The 16,963-nt window shown below is 71.4% G+C and carries 15 protein-coding genes; 4 read left to right on the forward strand and 11 right to left on the reverse strand.

Features of this window, described 5'->3' with window-relative positions:
- Together CR938_RS00395 and CR938_RS00400 are read right to left on the reverse strand one after the other, a co-directional pair.
- Positions 1 to 1,122, reverse strand: a complete 1,122-nt coding sequence (locus CR938_RS00395) for an inorganic phosphate transporter (protein ID WP_162123093.1) — start codon at positions 1,120 to 1,122, stop codon at positions 1 to 3.
- Positions 1,123 to 1,192: 70 nt separating this feature from the next.
- Positions 1,193 to 1,819: a DUF47 domain-containing protein gene (locus CR938_RS00400; RefSeq protein WP_162123094.1), complete on the reverse strand. Its 627-nt coding sequence runs from the start codon at positions 1,817 to 1,819 to the stop codon at positions 1,193 to 1,195.
- A 216-nt stretch (positions 1,820 to 2,035) separates the two neighbouring features.
- Between CR938_RS00400 and CR938_RS00405 the strand changes: the two genes are divergently transcribed.
- Both CR938_RS00405 and CR938_RS00410 read left to right on the forward strand, forming a co-directional pair.
- A complete protein-coding gene (locus tag CR938_RS00405; RefSeq protein ID WP_162123095.1) occupies positions 2,036 to 3,382 on the forward strand; it encodes a hemolysin family protein in 1,347 nt (448 codons plus the stop codon).
- A complete protein-coding gene (locus CR938_RS00410; RefSeq protein ID WP_162123096.1) occupies positions 3,366 to 4,001 on the forward strand; it encodes an exopolysaccharide biosynthesis protein in 636 nt (211 codons plus the stop codon). Before CR938_RS00405 ends, CR938_RS00410 begins: the two co-directional genes overlap by 17 nt.
- A gap of 9 nt (positions 4,002 to 4,010) precedes the next feature.
- Here CR938_RS00410 and CR938_RS00415 read toward each other — a convergent pair whose 3' ends face one another.
- Genes CR938_RS00415 through CR938_RS00425 form a run of 3 tightly spaced genes read right to left on the reverse strand, consistent with a single transcriptional unit; the run spans position 4,011 to position 7,920 of the window.
- Entirely contained in the window at positions 4,011 to 6,134 is a 2,124-nt protein-coding gene (locus tag CR938_RS00415; RefSeq protein WP_162123097.1) for a putative bifunctional diguanylate cyclase/phosphodiesterase, read from the reverse strand.
- Positions 6,131 to 7,075 (reverse strand): phosphate/phosphite/phosphonate ABC transporter substrate-binding protein, encoded by a 945-nt coding sequence (locus CR938_RS00420; RefSeq protein ID WP_246190919.1) that lies wholly within the window; start codon positions 7,073 to 7,075, stop codon positions 6,131 to 6,133. Before CR938_RS00420 ends, CR938_RS00415 begins: the two co-directional genes overlap by 4 nt.
- Before the next feature lie 26 nt (positions 7,076 to 7,101).
- Entirely contained in the window at positions 7,102 to 7,920 is an 819-nt protein-coding gene (locus CR938_RS00425) for an RNA methyltransferase (RefSeq protein ID WP_162123098.1), read from the reverse strand.
- Positions 7,921 to 8,011: 91 nt separating this feature from the next.
- On the opposite strand from CR938_RS00425, the gene CR938_RS00430 reads away from it, so the two are divergent.
- Positions 8,012 to 8,836, forward strand: a complete 825-nt coding sequence (locus tag CR938_RS00430) for an inositol monophosphatase family protein (RefSeq protein WP_162123099.1) — start codon at positions 8,012 to 8,014, stop codon at positions 8,834 to 8,836.
- A 291-nt stretch (positions 8,837 to 9,127) separates the two neighbouring features.
- On the opposite strand, the gene secF is transcribed toward CR938_RS00430, so the two are convergent.
- The 6 genes from secF to CR938_RS00460 form a co-directional block, all read right to left on the reverse strand.
- The gene (gene secF, locus CR938_RS00435; RefSeq protein WP_162123100.1) at positions 9,128 to 10,093 is read right to left on the reverse strand and encodes a protein translocase subunit SecF; all 966 of its coding nucleotides are present in this window, start codon (positions 10,091 to 10,093) and stop codon (positions 9,128 to 9,130) included.
- 16 nt (positions 10,094 to 10,109) lie between these two features.
- Positions 10,110 to 11,951, reverse strand: a complete 1,842-nt coding sequence (gene secD, locus CR938_RS00440; RefSeq protein ID WP_162123101.1) for a protein translocase subunit SecD — start codon at positions 11,949 to 11,951, stop codon at positions 10,110 to 10,112.
- 59 nt (positions 11,952 to 12,010) lie between these two features.
- Positions 12,011 to 12,352 carry a preprotein translocase subunit YajC gene (yajC, locus tag CR938_RS00445; RefSeq protein ID WP_162123102.1) on the reverse strand — a complete coding sequence of 114 codons (342 nt, stop codon included), beginning with the start codon at positions 12,350 to 12,352 and terminating at the stop codon, positions 12,011 to 12,013.
- A 150-nt stretch (positions 12,353 to 12,502) separates the two neighbouring features.
- A complete protein-coding gene (gene tgt, locus CR938_RS00450) occupies positions 12,503 to 13,621 on the reverse strand; it encodes a tRNA guanosine(34) transglycosylase Tgt (protein ID WP_162123103.1) in 1,119 nt (372 codons plus the stop codon).
- An 85-nt stretch (positions 13,622 to 13,706) separates the two neighbouring features.
- Positions 13,707 to 14,774 (reverse strand): tRNA preQ1(34) S-adenosylmethionine ribosyltransferase-isomerase QueA, encoded by a 1,068-nt coding sequence (gene queA / locus CR938_RS00455; RefSeq protein ID WP_162123104.1) that lies wholly within the window; start codon positions 14,772 to 14,774, stop codon positions 13,707 to 13,709.
- A 37-nt stretch (positions 14,775 to 14,811) separates the two neighbouring features.
- A complete protein-coding gene (locus CR938_RS00460) occupies positions 14,812 to 15,243 on the reverse strand; it encodes an Lrp/AsnC family transcriptional regulator (RefSeq protein ID WP_162123105.1) in 432 nt (143 codons plus the stop codon).
- A 187-nt stretch (positions 15,244 to 15,430) separates the two neighbouring features.
- Between CR938_RS00460 and CR938_RS00465 the strand changes: the two genes are divergently transcribed.
- Positions 15,431 to 16,924 carry an aminotransferase class III-fold pyridoxal phosphate-dependent enzyme gene (locus CR938_RS00465; RefSeq protein WP_162123106.1) on the forward strand — a complete coding sequence of 498 codons (1,494 nt, stop codon included), beginning with the start codon at positions 15,431 to 15,433 and terminating at the stop codon, positions 16,922 to 16,924.
- Positions 16,925 to 16,963: the final 39 nt, after the last annotated feature.

The following is a 16,963-nucleotide window of genomic DNA, read 5'->3' on the forward strand; positions in this document are numbered from 1 at the left end:
TCAGGCCCAGCCCAGCGCCTCCATCGCCCGCAGCGACAGGTAGGCCAGGCTGCCGGCGGCCGGGATGGTCAGGATCCAGGCCCAGACGATGCGCTCGACCACGCCGAACTTCAGCGTCCGCGGGTTCTTGGCGAAACCCACGCCCATGATCGCGGTTGAAATGCTGTGGGTGGTGGACACCGGCATGCCGAAGTGCGCGGCCAGGGTCAGGATGGTGGCCGAGCTGGTCTCGGCGGCGAAGCCGTTGATCGGGTGCAGCTTCACCATCTTGTGGCCCAGCGTCTTGATGATGCGCCAGCCGCCGGAGGCGGTGCCGGCGGCCATCACCAGTGCGCAGGTCAGCACGATCCAGGTGGCGATGTCCTCGCCGGCGTTGTTGTCCGGGTGCATGAACCACAGCCAGGACGGCAGCGCGTCCAGGGTGCCGGCCGACTCGGCCGCGAACAGGGTCAGGGCGATGATGCCCATGGTCTTCTGCGCGTCGTTGTGGCCATGGGCGAAGCCCATGAACGCCGCCGACAGGATCTGCGCCTTGCCGAAGAAGGCGTTGACCCAGCGCGGCCGCGCCAGCCGGCGCAGCAGCCCGCCGGCGCGGGCCATGCCGGAGATGATCGCCCACAGCAGCAGCATCGTCGCCACGCCCAGCACGAAGCCGGCCAGCGGCGAGGTGATCATCGGCAGGAACACCTTCCACAGCAGGCCCTGGTTCTTGGTCCAGTGCTCGCCGGCCTGCGACCAGATCAGCGCACTCCAGTCGTTGTGCGCGGCCGCCAGGGCCGCGCCGCACAGGCCGCCGATCAGAGCGTGCGAGGACGAGGACGGCAGGCCGAACCACCAGGTGATCAGGTTCCAGCAGATGCCGCCCAGCAGCGCGCACAGGATCACCTGCGAGGTCACCTCGACGACGTTGACGTCGATCAGGCCGGTGGCAATGGTCTTGGCCACCGCGGTGCCGGCCAGGGCGCCGATCAGGTTCATGCCCGCGGCCAGCATCACCGCGTGTCCCGGACTCAGCACCTTGGTCGCCACCACCGTGGCGATGGAATTGGCGGTGTCGTGGAAGCCGTTGATGAACTCGAAGACCAGCGCGGCCAGGATCACCACCAGCACGAGCGTCAGCATGACATCACTCCCTGCGTATCGGCGCCCGCCGTGGCGGCGACCGCGCGCGCGAAAAGCCCGGCGCCGGACATCACGAGTTCTTCAGCACGATCTGGTAGGCGACCACGCCGGCCTCGCGGCAGCGGTCGATGGCCTTCTCCAGGATCTCGAAGAACTCCTTGAGCAGGAACATCTGCAGGTGGTCCAGCCGGCCGGAGTAGATGTCGCGGTACAGCTCCAGCATCAGCCGGTCGGCCTCGTTCTCGATCACGCGCAGCTTCTCGTTGAGCGCGGTCATCTTGTCCAGGTTCATGTGGCGCAGCTGGCGGACCATCTCCACCACCACGCCGGCGGCCTGCTCCAGCATGGCCGCGCGCGGGGCGAAGTCGATGTGCGCCAAGTGCTGGGTGGCCAGCGAATAGCGGTCGGCGAACTTCTCGACCTGCTTGGGGATCTTGTACAGCGCCGAGCCGAGCGCTTCGATGTCCTCGCGCTCCAGCGGGGTGATGAAGCTCTCCACCAGGGCCTGGCTGATCTTCTCCGAGGCCACGCGCTCGCGCTGGCGGGCCAGCTTGAAGGCGTCCAGGGCCGGCTGCCGGTCGGCGGCCTTCATCATCTCGTGCAGGGCCCGGGCGCTGTCGTAGGCCGCCTCGGCCGCCTCGTCCAGCAGGACGAAGAACTGCTTGCCTGAACCGAAGATGGTCTGCAGTGAGAACATGTGCGGGGTCCTGCTGGTCAGGGCGGGGGAATCGGCAAATTATGACAGGCGTCCCCCTACCACGGGTACCGGGCCCGCCCCCGGGCCGCCCGGTGGTTCTGGTAAGATCGCCCTGCGCCCCCGGGGCGCACCCTATGGACGACGACCCCCATCCTCCCTCTCGGCGCCGCCCCTGCGGCCTCCCCCCTCCCCTCCCACGCCGCGGGGTGATCCGGCGTGGCTGAGGCGCTCATCGTCCTTGCGCTGATCCTGCTCAACGGCTTCTTCGCGATGTCGGAGATGTCGGTGATGACCTCGCGCAAGAGCCGGCTCAAGCAGATGGCCAGGGCCAGCAAGCGCGCCGGCCGCGCCCTGGCGCTGGCGCAGAAGCCGGAGAACTTCCTGTCCACGGTGCAGATCGGGATCACCCTGATTGGCATCCTCACCGGCCTGTTCGGCGGCGAGGCCATCGGCCTGGCCATCGCCGGGCACCTGCAGTCCGCCTTCCCCGCCCTGGCGGCCGACTTCACCCTGTTCGGCCAGCCGCAGCCCTGGGCGGCGGTGGTCGGCAAGGCCCTGGCGGTGGCCCTGATCACCTACGTGACGCTGATCTTCGGCGAACTGGTGCCCAAGCGCCTGGCGATCACCGCCCCGGAGAAGATCTCCGGCTTCGTCGCCCTGCCCATGGGCGTGCTGGCCAGGGCCGCCTTCCCGTTCGTGTGGCTGCTGTCGCAGAGCACCCGCCTGGTGCTGCGCATGCTGGGCCTGGGCAAGGACCAGGTCAGCACCGTCAGCGAGGAGGAGATCCGCATGCTGGTGGCCGAGGGCCACGAGCAGGGCGTGATCGACGCCCACGAGCGCGACATGGTCAACCGCGTCATCCGCCTCGGCGACCGCACCGCCGACAGCATGATGACCCCGCGCAACCGCATCGCCTGGCTGGACGTGAACGCGCCGCTGGAGGAGAACCTGGAGACGATGCGCGAGCACCAGTATTCGCGCTACCCGGTCTACCGCGGTGGCGACCAGGACGTGGTCGGCATCCTCGAGATCAAGTCCCTGCTGCGCGACCCGGGCCGGCCGCTGACCGAGCAGTCGCTGCTGGAGCACGTGCGCCCGCCGCTGTTCGTGTCCGACTCCACCCACGCCACCAAGCTGCTGGAAATCTTCCGCGAGGAGCAGCAGTCCATGGCCCTGGTGGTGGACGAGTACGGCGACATCCAGGGCCTGGTCACCGTCAGCGACCTGATGGGCGCCATCGTCGGCCGCCTGCAGGCGGTGGAGAACAACGACGGGGACGCCCTGGTGGTGGCCCGCGACGACGGCTCGCTGCTGGTGGACGGCGCCCTGCCGACCGACGACCTGCGCGAGCTGATGGAGGGCGCGCCGCTGCCGGACATGGGCGATGCCGATTACCACACCCTGGCCGGACTGTGCATCGCCCACTTCGGCCGCATCCCCCTGGTGGGCGAATACTTCGACTGGGCCGGCTGGCGCATCGAGGTCGTGGACCTGGATGGCGCGCGCATCGACAAGCTGCTGCTGCGGCGGCTGGAGCCGGGCGAAGATGGCGCAGCCGCATGAGCAGCCCCGTCCCGCCGGCAACGGCGTGGTCCGGCTGCTGGACGCCTTCTCCGCCGGCGACCCCGGCCAGGTCCTGAGCCTGCGCGAGCTGCTGGCCGGGTTGCGCCACAGCGCCTTCGGCATGTTCCTGTTCGTGTCGATCCTGCCCGGCTTCATCCCCATCCCGGGCGTGGGCGGCGCGGTGGGCGCGCCGCTGGTGATCCTGATCGGCCTGCAGCTGCTGGCCGGGCTGCGCCAGCCCTGGGTGCCGGACTTCATCGGCCGGCGCGGCCCGCGCCGCGCCACCATGGTCCGCTTCTGCGACCGCATCCGGCCGTGGCTGGGGCGGCTGGAGCACCTGATCCGCCCGCGCCTGCAGGTGCTGACCGACAGCCGCGCCGCGCGCGTGTTCACCGGCCTGCTGCTGGTGCTGCTGGGCGTGCTGCTGGCCCTGCCGATCCCGCTGACCAACTACCTGTTCGCCGGCCTGATCCTGCTCTCCGCCCTGGCGCTGATGGAGCGCGACGGCGTGCTGCTGCTGGCGCTGTGGCTGGCCTCGGCCGCCGCCCTGGCGGGCATGGCCCTGGTGTCCGGGCAGCTGACCGCGCTGGTCGCCTCCTGGCTGCGCTACCTGGGCTGAGGCCCGGCCTCAGCGGGTCCGCCGCGCCAGCAGGTGGGTGAACTCGGCGGCGCTGACCGGGTGGCTGAGCCAGTACCCCTGGACCAGGTCGCAGCCGCGCTCGGCCAGCAGGTTGTACTGCGCCTCCTTCTCCACGCCCTCGGCCACCACGGTGATGCCCAGCGAGTGGGCCATGGCGATGATGGCGGTGGTCAGGGCCAGGTCGTCCGGGTCGCGCTGCAGGTCGGCCACGAAGCTGCGGTCGATCTTCACCCCGTCCACCGGCACCCGGCGCAGGTGGCTCAGGCCGGAGAAGCCGGTGCCGAAGTCGTCCAGCCAGACCTTCACGCCGGTGCTGTGCAGGCGTGCCAGCAGCGCGGCGGCCTGCAGCTCGTCGGTGAGCACCGCCGTCTCGGTCAGCTCCAGGTGCAGGCAGGAGGCCGGCAGGCCGGTCTCGCGCAGGCAGTCGGCGACGATGTCCGGCAGGTCGCCGCGGCGCAGCTGGCGCGGCGAGATGTTCACCGAGACGAACAGCTTCTCCCCGCCCAGCTCCATCCAGCGCATGGCCTCGGCGCAGGCGGCGTGCAGCACGCGCGGGCCCAGGCTCTCGATCAGCCCGCTCTGCTCGGCCACGTCGATGAACACCGACGGGGCGATGGTGCCCAGCATCGGGTGCTGCCAGCGCAGTAGGGCCTCGGCGCCGACCACCTTGCCGTCGGTGGTGCGGCACACCGGCTGGTAGACCACGCTCAGCTCGCCGCGTTCCCAGGCCCCGCGCAGCTCCTGCTCCATGTGCACGCGGCGCTCGACCGCGTGGTCCATGGCCCGGCTGTAGAAGCGGTAGCCGTTCTTGCCGGCCATCTTGGCCTGGTACATGGCGATGTCGCCGTTCTTCATCAGCGCGGTGGCGCTGGAGGCGTCCTCCGGGAACAGGGTGATGCCGATGGAGATGCCCAGCACCAGCTGCCGCTGCTGCACCTCCAGCGGGCGGCGCAGCTCGCCCACCATGGCCTCGGCCAGGCGGGTGGCGACCGTGCGCACGTCGCCCTCCTGGACCACGACCACGAACTCGTCGCCGCCGAAGCGCGACAGCAGCGCATCCTCGCCGCCGTGGCGCCGCACCGCTTCGCGGATCCGGGTGGCGCACTGCAGCAGCACCTCGTCGCCGGCCTCGTGGCCGAGGGTGTCGTTGACCCGCTTGAAGTCGTCGATGTCGGCGAACAGCAACGCCAGCTGCCGGCCGGTGCCGCGCAGCAGCGACAGGCGGTGCTCCAGCGCGTCGCGGAAGGCCAGCCGGTTGCTCAGGCCGGTCAGCGCGTCGGTGTAGGCCATGCGCCGCACCTCGCGGTCGTGGCGCGCCACCGCCTCGCTCATGCGGTCGAAGGCCCGCTGCAGGTCGCCCAGCTCGTCGTTGCGCTTGCCACCGTGCTGGCGGACGCTGTAGTCGCCGGCCTCGATCCGACGGGCGGAGGCGGCCAGCTGCCGGATCGGCCAGACCAGGGTGCGCTGCACCCAGCCGGCGGTCACCACCACCACGCCCAGCAGCAGGGCCAGCAGCAGCCACAGCCAGCCGCGCTGGCGCCGGGACAGCTCCTCGATCTGCTCGTGCAGGCGCTCGGCGCTGCGCTGTTCGTAGCGGTTGGCCGTGGTCAGCGACAGACCGACACGGACCCCGCCGATGCGCTTGCTGCCCACCCGGATCGGCACCGAGATCTCCAGCACCTCGGGCGTGGCCTGGCTGACCGGCTCGCGTGCGTCCACCGCGCGCCGGGCCAGCGGGTCGGGCATCTGCCGGCCGAAGCCGGTGATCTCGGTGGAGCCGTCGTGGACCAGCCGGTCCTGGGCGTCGAACACCAGCAGGTAGTCCACCAGCTCGTCGCGCATCTGATCGCGCAGCAGCTCGCCGATGGCGTCCAGATCGGAGTAGTAGAGGGGATTGGCCAGGTTGTCGGCCAGGGAGCTGGCCAGTGCGCGCCCGTGCGAGTGCAGGTACTCGTCCACCATGGAGTGGATCACGGCGCCGCTGATGGTCTGCGACTCGCGCTGGACTAGCTGCTGCTGGCGCAACAGCAGCCCCAGCAGCACCAGCACGACCAGCAGCACCAGGGCCATGGCGAGGAGGAAACGCGCCTGCAACCCCAAGCGGAGCTTCATTCCACCTCCGCGCGCACCCGGGCGACGCCGGCGCGCAGCCCGTCCAGCGCCTGCTCCAGCCGAGCGTCCACCGGCAGGAAGCGGGAAGTACCGAAGAACAGCCGCAGGGCCTCCCTGGCCTCGGGATCGTCGGCCGCCTGCAGCAGCACCTCGCGCAGCCGGTTCTCGACCTCCGGCCGCAGGTCGGCGCGCACCAGCTCCAGCGCGCGCGGGTATTCCGGCGTCTGGTGGATGATGCGCAGGTCGGCGCGCAGCGCCGGCGGCGTGCGCTGGGGATCCTCCCAGTCCAGGTTGCTGAAGACGCCGGCGTCCACCAGGCCCTTCTGTACCCAGACGGAGATGTTCAGCTCCGAGCGCGCGAACAGGTAGCCGATCCGGCCCGGCGAAGGCCGCTCGTCCGGCCCCAGCAGGATCTCCGGCTCCAGGCCGGCCTCCAGCAGCGTGATCATGGGCACCATGTAGGCGCTGGTGGAGGCGGTGCTCTGCATGGCCACGGTGCGGCCGCGCAGGTCCTCGATGCGCCGCACCGGGCTGTCGCGGCGGGTGAAGAACACCGTGTGGTAGCGGCTGACCCCGCTGCGCTCGGTGAGCAGGAGCAGGCGCGCACCGGCGCGCTGCTGCAGCTGCACCGCGGTGCTGGTGGTCTCGGTGACCCAGTCCACGCGCCCGCGGCGCAGGTAGCTGGCCATCTGCTGGGCGTCGCGCGCCATCAGCACCCGCCCCTCGGTGATGCCCACCTCGCGCATGCGCGGGACCACGTAGTCCAGCAGGGCCTTGAGCTGGTCGTAGTGGGCGGCCGGGTCGTCACTGATGCGGCCCAGCACCAGCACGTGGCGGTCGTCCACCGCCCGCGCCGCCGGCGGCAGCAGGACGAGCAGCACCGCCCAGGCCATGGCCTGGAGCCAGCGTCGCAGCATGCGCGGTGCGGCCTCCCCCTTCATGGCGAGGAAGCCTAGCGGAAAGGCGCTCAGTCCGATAGCCGGGATTGTCCGCCCGGCGTGCCGGAAGTGCCGGGCATGCCGGCCAGGCGCGCCATGCGCTGGGCGTCGGCCAGGATCCCCCGCAGCAGGCGCACTTCGTTCACGGTCAGGTCGGCGCGCAGGAACAGCCGGCGCAGCTTGCGCATGGCCGAGTCCGGCGCTCGCCCCTTGTGGAAGTCGATGGCCTGCAGGGTGTCGGCCAGCTGGGCGAAGAAGCCCTCCAGCTCGGCGTGCGCGGCGGGCATGTCGTCCGGCCGCGGCGGCGGTGCCGGCGCCCCGGCCGGGGCGGCCGCGAGCAGGGCCAGGCGCAGCTCGTAGGCCAGCACCTGCACCGCCGCGGCCAGGTTGAGAGAGCTGAACGCCGGGTCGGAGGGGATGTGCACCGAGGCGTGGCACAGCTGCAGCTCCTCGTTGGTCAGGCCGGTGCGCTCGCGCCCGAACACCAGCGCCACCGGCCCCTCGCCCGCCCGCTGCAGCGCCCGCGCCGCGGCCGCGTCCGGCTCCAGCTGCTCGAGCTGGACCTTGCGGCTGCGCGCGGTGCAGCCCAGCACCAGGCGGCAGTCGGCCACCGCCTCGGCCAGGGTGGCGTGCACGGGGGCAGCCCGGATCAGGTCGTCGGCGCCGGCGGCGCGGCGGTAGGCCTCGTCGTTGGGCAGGATCTCGGGGGCCACCAGGACCAGGCGGGACAGGCCCATGGTCTTCATGGCGCGGGCCGCGGCGCCGATGTTGCCGGGGTGCTGCGTGCCGACCAGGACGATGCGGAGGTTGTCAGCCGGGGCTGCCGGCGCGGGGGAGGAACTGGACATGCCGCAGATGGTAAACTGTGCGACCGGCCTCGCGCCGGCCCTGCTCTTTTCCTTCGCCGTTCCTTCCGTAGCCCTACCGGGAGCCTTCGCCTTGCTGAAGCCCGTCGTCAACGTCATGGTCAAGGCCGCCCGCCTCGGCGGCAACGTCCTGCTGCGCAACATCAACCGCCTGGATGCGCTGAACGTGGTCCAGAAGCAGCGCATGGACTACGCGAGCGAGGTGGATGCCGAGGCCGAACAGGTCATCGTGAAGGAACTGCGCCGCGCCTACCCCGACTACGGGGTGCTGGGCGAGGAAGGCGGCCACCAGCCGGGCCGCCAGAAGCGCCTGCAGTGGGTGATCGACCCGCTGGACGGCACCAGCAACTACCTGCGCGGCTTCCCCCACTACTGCGTGTCCATCGCCCTGGTGGACAACGGCGAGCCCACCGACGCGGTGATCTTCGATCCGCTGCGCAACGAGCTGTTCGCCGCCGGCCGCGGCGCCGGGGCGGTGCTAAACGACCGCCGCATCCGCGTGTCCGACCGCAAGGACCTGGGCGGCGCGGTGGTCGGCACCGGCTTCCCGCCGCGCGAGCGCGCCCGCGCCGGCGCGCAGCTGAAATGCGTGGACGCGCTGCTGGCCCACGCCGAGGACGTGCGCCGCACCGGCTCGGCCGCGCTGGACCTGGCCTACGTGGCCTGCGGCCGCCTGGACGCCTATTTCGAGGCCGGGGTGAAGGCCTGGGACATCGCCGCCGGCGTGCTGCTGGTGCGCGAGGCCGGCGGCCGCATCTGCGACTTCCGCGGCGCCGCCACCCCGCGCATGGACGAGCGCGGCCCGGATTCGCGCCAGATCATCGCCGGCAACGTGAAGGTGGCCGACGAGCTGCAGAAGCTGATCGTCAACACGGGGTACGCGGCCGCATTCGATTGAGCGTGCCGCCACCCGGAAGAAGGGCCGCCTGCGGGCGGCCTTTTTTGCCCGCCCGGCGGCGCCGCCCCGGCGTGGCGGTGGAACGCCCGCCCCCGGATGCGCCGGCCGGGTCGCGGCGTACGCGGCTCCCACGGATGGCCGCACCGCTCCCGCAGGCCGCGCCGGCGGCGACGCGGCGGGCCGGGCCGGCCGGATGCCCCGTCCCGGAACGCGTGCATGCCCGGAACCTGCCCGTGAAAAAAGAAGCCGCCCGGGCGGGCGGCTCCCATGGGACCGTGGCGGGCGCCGCCGTCAGGGGCGGCGGGCCAGCGCGGTCTCGTCCTTGGCCTTGGGCAGCAGGTCCTGCTTGGTGACCTTCAGCGCGCCCACGGTCAGCATCGGACAGGCCAGGAAGATCGAGGACAGCGTGGCGACCACGCAGCCGATCATCTGGGTCAGCGCCAGGCCCTCCAGCGAGCCGCCGCCGTACAGGTACAGCGCCAGCACCGACAGGAAGAACACCAGCGAGGTGATGATGGTGCGCGACAGGGTCTGGTTGATGGAGCGGTTGAACACCTCCAGCGGCTCCGCGCGCAGGCTGCGGAAGTTCTCGCGCACGCGGTCGAACACCACGATGGTGTCGTTGATGGAGAAGCCCATCACCGACAGCAGGCCGGCCAGCACGGTCAGGTCGAAGTCCAGGCCGGCCCAAGCGAAGTAGCCGGCCGTGACCAGCACGTCGAACAGCGTGGTCACCGTGGCCACCACCGCGAACTTCCATTCGAAGCGGAAGCCGATGTAGATCAGGAAGCCGACCACGACGAAGATGGCCGCGTACAGACCGTTCATCGCCAGCTCGCGGCCCACCTGCGGGCCGACGAACTCGGTGCGCAGCAGGGTGGCGCGGTTGTCCGGGGAGGACACCGCCGCCAGCACCTCCTGGGCGGTGCGGTTGTTGGCGTCCGTGCTGGTCTCGCCGTCGCGCGGCTGCAGGCGCACCAGCAGGTCGGTGCCCGAGCCGAAGTTCTGCACCTGGGCGCCGGCGTAGCCGGCCGCCTCCAGGCGTGCGCGCACCTGGTCCACTACGGCCGGCCGCTCGAAGCGCATCTCGACCACGGTGCCGCCGGTGAAGTCCAGCGCGTAGTTGAAGCCCTTGCCGGCGATGCCGGCCAGCGCCGCGAGGAACATCAGCGCGGCGACAGCCATGGCCACCCAGCGCATCTTCATGAAGTCGATGCGCGGCTCGTGCGGAATCAGGGTCAGCGGGAAGATCTTCATGGTTTCCGGTCCTCCCTCAGACGGCCAGGGACTTGAGCTTCTTGCGGCGGGCGTACAGCAGCACCGCCAGGGCACGCGACACGGTGATCGCGGTGAACATCGAGGCGAGGATGCCGATCATCATGGTCAGGGCGAAGCCCTTGAGCGGACCAGTACCGAAGGCATACAGCGCCAGGCCGGCGAGGATGCCGGTGAGGTTGGCGTCGAAGATGGTGCCGGAGGCCTTCTCGTAGCCGGCGGCGATGGCGGCCTTGGGCGGCACGCCGGCGCGCAGTTCCTCGCGGATGCGCTCGTTGATCAGCACGTTGGCGTCCACCGACAGGCCGATCGACAGGACCAGGCCGGCGAAGCCCGGCAGGGTCATGGTGGCGCCGAACAGCGACATCACCGCCACCACGATCAGCAGGTTGAACACCAGCGCCAGGCCGGTCAGCACGCCGAACATGCGGTAGTAGACGGCGAAGAACACCAGGGTGAACAGGAACGCGTACAGCACCGCGGTCACGCCGCGCTGCACGTTCTCCTTGCCCAGGCTGGGACCGACGATCTTCTCCTCGACGAAGTCCATCGGCGCGGCCAGCGAGCCGGCGCGCAGCAGCTTGGCCAGGTCGTCGGCCTCGGCCTTGTCCAGGCCGGTGGTCTGGAAGTTCTTGCCGAACACGCCGTTGATGGTGGCCACGGAGATAACCTCCTCGCGCACGCGGAAGCTGCGCACCTCCCGGCCGTCCACCTCCTTCACCTGCGGGATGCGCTCGGTGTAGACCACCGCCATCGGCTTGCCGACGTTGGCGCTGGTGAAGTTGAACATGCGCTCGCCGCCGACGTTGTTCAGGGTGACGCTCACCGCCGGCAGGCCGTTCTGGTCCACCGTGCTCTGCGCGGCCACCATCTGGTCGCCGGTGACGATCACGCGCTTGCTCAGCAGCACCGGCGAGCCGTCGCGGCGGTAGTACACCCGCGCCTCGGGCGGGACGCGGCCGGTGGCCACGGCGTCGTAGGCGTTGCCCTCCACCACCGCGCGGTACTCCAGGGTGGCGGTGGCGCCGATCATGCGCTTGGCCTCGGCGGTGTCCTGCACGCCGGGCAGCTGCACCACGATGCGGTCGTCGCCCTGCCGCTGGATGATCGGCTCGGCCACGCCCAGCTCGTTCACGCGGTTGCGCAGGGTGGTGATGTTCTGCTCGATGGCCGATTCGGCGATCTGGGCCAGCTCGGACTCGGGGATGCGCACCACCAGGGCGCCGCCCCGGGTGTCCACCGACAGGGTGGGCATGGCGCGGGCCAGCACGTCGCGGGCCGCGGCCGGATCGGCGCCCGAGCCCAGGCTCACCGCGATCGAGTGGTCGGGGCGGCGGTCCACGGCGGTGTAGCGGATGCGGTTGTCGCGCAGGGTGACGCGCACGTCCTCCACATAGGCGTCCACCCGCTTCTCCAGCGCGGCCCTCTGGTCCACCTGCAGGACGAAGTGCACGCCGCCGCGCAGGTCCAGGCCCAGCACCATGGGCTTGGCACCCAGGCGCTCGAGCCAGGCCGGCACGTTCGAGGCCAGGTTCAGGGCGACGGTGTAGTTCTCGCCCAGGCCGGAGCGCAGGGCGTCGGCAGCGGCGGTCTGCGCGTCGGCGTCGTCCAGGCGCACCATCAGGTTGCCGTCCTCGACCGCGATGGACTTGGCGGCGACCCCGGCCTCCTTCAGCTGCGCCTCGACGCGGGCGCGCAGCGCCTCGTCCAGCTCGGCGCCGCGGCTGGCCGTGATCTGCACGGCGTAGTCGCTCTGGTAGACGTTGGGCAGCGCGTACAGCGCGCTCGCCACCAGCACCAGCAGGATGACGAAGTACTTCCAGCGGGGAAATTCGAGCATTGCGGGCCCCCGCGCGGCCCCGCCCGCGCGGGACCACGCTCAGCGGTGGGATGGGAAGGTCAGGCGGACTTCAGGGTGCCCTTCGGCAGGACGTTGGCGATGGCGCCCTTCTGCACGCGGATGCGCACGTTGTCGGCCACTTCCAGGGTGACGAAGTTGTCGCCGATGTCGGTGACCACGCCGGCCAGGCCGCCGTTGGTCAGGACCTCGTCGCCGCGGGAGAGCTTGCCCAGCATGGCCTGATGCTCCTTCTGCCGCTTGATCTGCGGGCGGATCATCAGGAAGTACATGATCGCGATCAGGATGATCGGGAACAGCAGCATGCCGAAACCGCCGCCCTGCGGCGCGGCGGCCGCGTTGGCGAGGATGACGGGCGTGCCGAGGGTGGCGAGAACGCTCATTGGGATGTTCCTGCTTCGTTCGAAATAGCCGGGGATTATGCCATAGGGCCGCCGCAGCCCATTGCAAGGGCGCCGCCGGGGCGCCGGCCCGGCCTCCGCCCCCTGCCGACACCACCGGCCGGGATGCGCCCGGGACCGGCCGCCGCCGGCTCAGCCCCCGGCGCGGGCCGCGTAGAACTGGCGGCGGAACTCGGCGAAGCGCCCCTCGGCGATGGCCGCGCGCATGTCGGCCATCAGCTTCTGGTAATACCAGAGGTTGTGCAGGGTGCCCAGGATCGGCCCCAGCATCTCGTTGCAGCGGTCCAGATGGCGCAGGTAGGCGCGGCTGTAGCCGCCGCTGCAGGCCACGCAACCGCAGCCCGGCTCGATCGGGTCCAGGTCGCGCTCGTAGCGGGCGTTGCGGATGCGCACCGTGCCGAAGGAGGTGAAGTAGTGGCCGTTGCGCGCGTTGCGGGTGGGCATCACGCAGTCGAACATGTCCACGCCGCGGGCCACGCCCTCGACCAGGTCCTCCGGCCGGCCCACGCCCATCAGGTAGCGCGGGCGGTCGGCCGGCAGGCGCGGGTGCAGGTGCTCGAGGGTGGCGTTGCGCTCCTCCTCCGGCTCGCCCACCGCCAGGCCGCCGATGGCGTAGCCGTCGAAGCCTATCTCCATCAGCCCGTCCAGCGAGCGACTGCGCAGGTCCGGGTACACGCTGCCCTGGACAATGCCGAACAGCGCCGCGTCGTTGCCCAGCCCGTCGTGCGCCTGGCGCGAGCGCCGCGCCCAGCGCAGGCTCAGCTCCATCGAGCGCCGCGCCACATCCTCCGTGGCCGGGTACGGGGTGCACTCGTCGAAGATCATGACGATGTCCGAGCCCAGCACCTTCTGGATGCGCATGCTCTCCTCGGGCCCCAGGAACACCTTCGAGCCGTCGGTGGGGGCGGCGAAGGTCACGCCCTGCTCGGTGATCTTGCGCCGGTGCGCCAGCGAGAACACCTGGAAGCCGCCGGAGTCGGTCAGGATCGGCCCGTCCCAGCGGGCGAAGCCGTGCAGGCCGGCGTGGTCGGCGATCACGTCCAGGCCCGGGCGCAGGTACAGGTGGAAGGTGTTGCCGAGGATGATCTGCGCGCCCAGCGCGCGCACCTGGTCCGGCAGCACGCCCTTGACCGAGCCGTAGGTGCCCACCGGCATGAACGCCGGCGTCTCCACCGTGCCGCGCGGGAAGGTCAGGCGGCCGCGGCGGGCCGCGCCATCGGTGGCCAGGAGCTGGAACTGCAGTCGGGACATGGAATGGCGGGGAATCGTGGGCCGGCTATTGTCGCCGATCGCCGCCGCGGCCGCCGCAGCGGGGGCCGGGCGGCCGCGCCGGGGGCTACGGCGCCGCGTCCTGCCCCCACAACAGCATGGCGTCGCCGTAGGAGAAGAAGCGGTAGCGCCGCGCCACCGCGTGGCGGTAGGCCTCCAGGATGCGTTCGCGGCCGGCGAAGGCCGACACCAGCATCAGCAGCGTGCTTTCCGGCAGGTGGAAGTTGGTCACCATCGCGTCCACGCTGCGGATGCGGTAGCCGGGGAAGATGAAGATCCGCGTCTCCCCGGCGAAGGGCTGCAGGCTGCCGTCGCGCATGGCCGTCTCCAGCGCGCGCACCACCGTGGTGCCCACCGCGACCACCCTGCCTCCGGCCGCGCGCGTGCGCTGCACCTGGGCCACCAGCTCGGCGCCCACGTTGAGCCACTCGCTGTGCATGCGATGCTCGCGCACGTCCTCCACCCGCACCGGCTGGAAGGTGCCCGCGCCCACGTGCAGGGTGACGTGGCCGAACTCCACGCCGCGCTCGCGCAGGGCCTGCAGCAGCGGCTCGTCGAAATGCAGGCCGGCGGTGGGCGCGGCCACCGCGCCGACCTTGCGCGCGAACACGGTCTGGTAGCGCTCGGCGTCGTCCTGGCCCGGCTCGCGGCGGATGTACGGCGGCAGCGGCAGTCGCCCGGCCCTGAGCAGCCACGGCTCCAGCCCGCCGTCCACGTGGAAGCGCAGCAGGAAGAACTCGCCGGCGCGGCCCAGCACCTCGGCGTGGCCGCCGGCGTCCAGCAGGATGCGCGCACCGGCCCTGGGCGACTTGCTGGCGCGCATCTGCGCGCGCGCCTCGTCGCCGGGCAGCAGGCGCTCGATCAGGATCTCGACCCGGCCGCCGCTTTCCTTCTGCCCGAACAGCCGCGCGGGGATCACCCGGGTGTCGTTGAACACCAGCAGGTCGCCCGGCCGCAGCAGCCCGGGCAGATCGCGCACGTGGCGGTCCTCGAACGCGCCCGGCGCCGGCGGCACCACCAGCAGGCGGCTGGCCGAACGCTCCGGCAGCGGCGCCTGGGCGATCAGCTCCTCGGGCAGGTCGTAGTGGAAGTCGGACTTCTTCAAGGCGGCGGCCACGGCTGGGGAGCCGCCCATTGTAGTGGAGCGCCCCGCCCGCGCCGCGCGCGGCCGCTCAGCGCTCGAACTTGGTGGACAGGATGATGGCCGAGGAAGTGCGCTCCACCCCGTCCACCGCGCCGATGCGGTCGGTCAGCTCGTCCATGGCGCCCACGTCGGAGGCCACCCCCAGCGCCACCAGGTCGAACGGCCCGCTGACCGAATGCAGCGCGCGCACTTCCGGCATCTCCGCCAGCGCCCGCACTACAGTGGCCATCTTCTTCGGCAGCACGGTGATCATGATGTGGGCGCGGATCCGGTCCTGGTCGTAGCCCTCGTGCAGGCGCACGGTGTAGCCGCGGATCACGCCCTGCCGCTCGAGCCGGTCGATCCGGCTCTGCACCGTGGTCCGCGACAGGCCCAGCCGCCGGGCGATCTGCGCGGTGGAGGCGCGGGCGTCCTCGCGCAGCAGGGCGATCAGGCGCTCGTCCGAGGGGGTGACCTTCATTCTGCCCAGGCTCCTTCGTCGTTCCGACGAAATATACGGTGTTTCCGCACAGTTCATCACTGCCGAACGACGATCCCGGCCGGCTACCATCCCGACAAGGCCGTCCGGCGCATGGTCCGGCCGGCGTTGTCCATCCATCGACGGCCCGGCCACGACCGGGCCCGCCTGAAATCCCGGGAGGTTGTCCATGTCCGTTCTTGCTCCACTCGCCCCGCTCCGCGCCCACGCCGGCCAGCGCCTGACCACGGGCCTGGACGACGCCACGGTGGAGCGCCTGGCCGCCAGCCACCCGGACCTGGGCGCCGCCATCAACGCCGCCGCGGACGAATACGCACGCCTGCGCGGCGAGTTTGCCGACCTGCTGGACCTGGACGAGGAGGCGCAGCTGAGCACCCTGCAGGCCGGTTACGTCAACTTCTACGCCGACGACTCGGTCAACCCGTACGTGGCCCTGGCCGCGCGCGGCCCGTGGATCGTTACCCTCAAGGGCGCGGTGCTGTACGACACCGGCGGCTACGGCATGCTCGGCCTGGGTCACGCCCCGGCCACGGTGCAGGAGGCCCTGGCCCGTCCGCAGGTGATGGCCAACATCATGACCCCCAGCCTGTCGCAGCTGCGCTTCGAGCGCCGCATCCGCCAGGCCATCGGCCTGCGCAACGGCTGCCCCTACGCCGCCTTCATGTGCCTCAACTCCGGTTCGGAAGCCGTCAGCCTGGGCACCCGCATCGCCGACGTGAATGCGCGCGAGATGACCGAGCCGGGCGCGCGCCATGCCGGCCGCGCCATCAAGCGCGTGGTGGTCAAGGGCAGCTTCCACGGCCGCACCGAACGCCCGGCGATCTACTCCGACTCCACCCGCAAAACCTACCAGCAGTACCTGGCCAGCTTCCGCGGCGAGGACTCGGTGATCGCCGTGCCGCCCTACGACGTGGCCGCGCTGGAGCAGGCCTTCGCCGACGCCGAAGCCAAGGGCTGGTTCATCGAGGCCGTGCTGCTGGAGCCGGTGATGGGCGAAGGCGACCCGGGGCGCTCGCTGCCGCCGGCCTTCTACGCCGCCGCCCGCCGCCTGACCAGGGAGCATGGCAGCCTGTTGCTGGTGGACTCCATCCAGGCCGGCCTGCGCACCCATGGCGTGCTGTCCATCGTCGACTACCCGGGCTTCGAGGACCTGCCGGCGCCGGACATGGAGACCTATTCCAAGGCACTCAACGCCGGCCAGTTCCCGCTGTCGGTGCTGGCGGTCAACGAGCGCGCCGCCGCGCTGTACCGCAAGGGCATCTACGGCAACACCATGACCACCAATCCGCGCGCCCTGGACGTGGCCTGCGCGGTGCTGGACAGCATCACCCCGGCCCTGCGCGAGAACATCCGCGCGCGCGGCGCGGAGGCGCTGGCCAGGCTGCGCCGCCTGCAGCAGGAGCTGGGCGGGGCGATCACCAACGTGCAGGGCACCGGCCTGCTGTTCTCGTGCGAACTGGCGCCCGAGTACAAGTGCTACGGCGCCGGCTCCACCGAGGAGTGGCTGCGCCGGCACGGCCTCAACGTGATCCACGGCGGCGCCAACTCGCTGCGCTTCACCCCGCACTTCGCCATGGACAGCGAGGAGGTGGACCTGCTGGTGTCCCTGGTCGGCCGTGCCCTGCGCGAGGGCCCGCGCCGCGAGCAGGCCTCGGCGGCCTGAGCCACGCTTCCCGGCCGGCGACGCCGGCCGGGTCGACGG

It is taken from the genome of Pseudoxanthomonas taiwanensis, from assembly GCF_010093135.1.
GTDB lineage: Bacteria > Pseudomonadota > Gammaproteobacteria > Xanthomonadales > Xanthomonadaceae > Pseudoxanthomonas > Pseudoxanthomonas taiwanensis.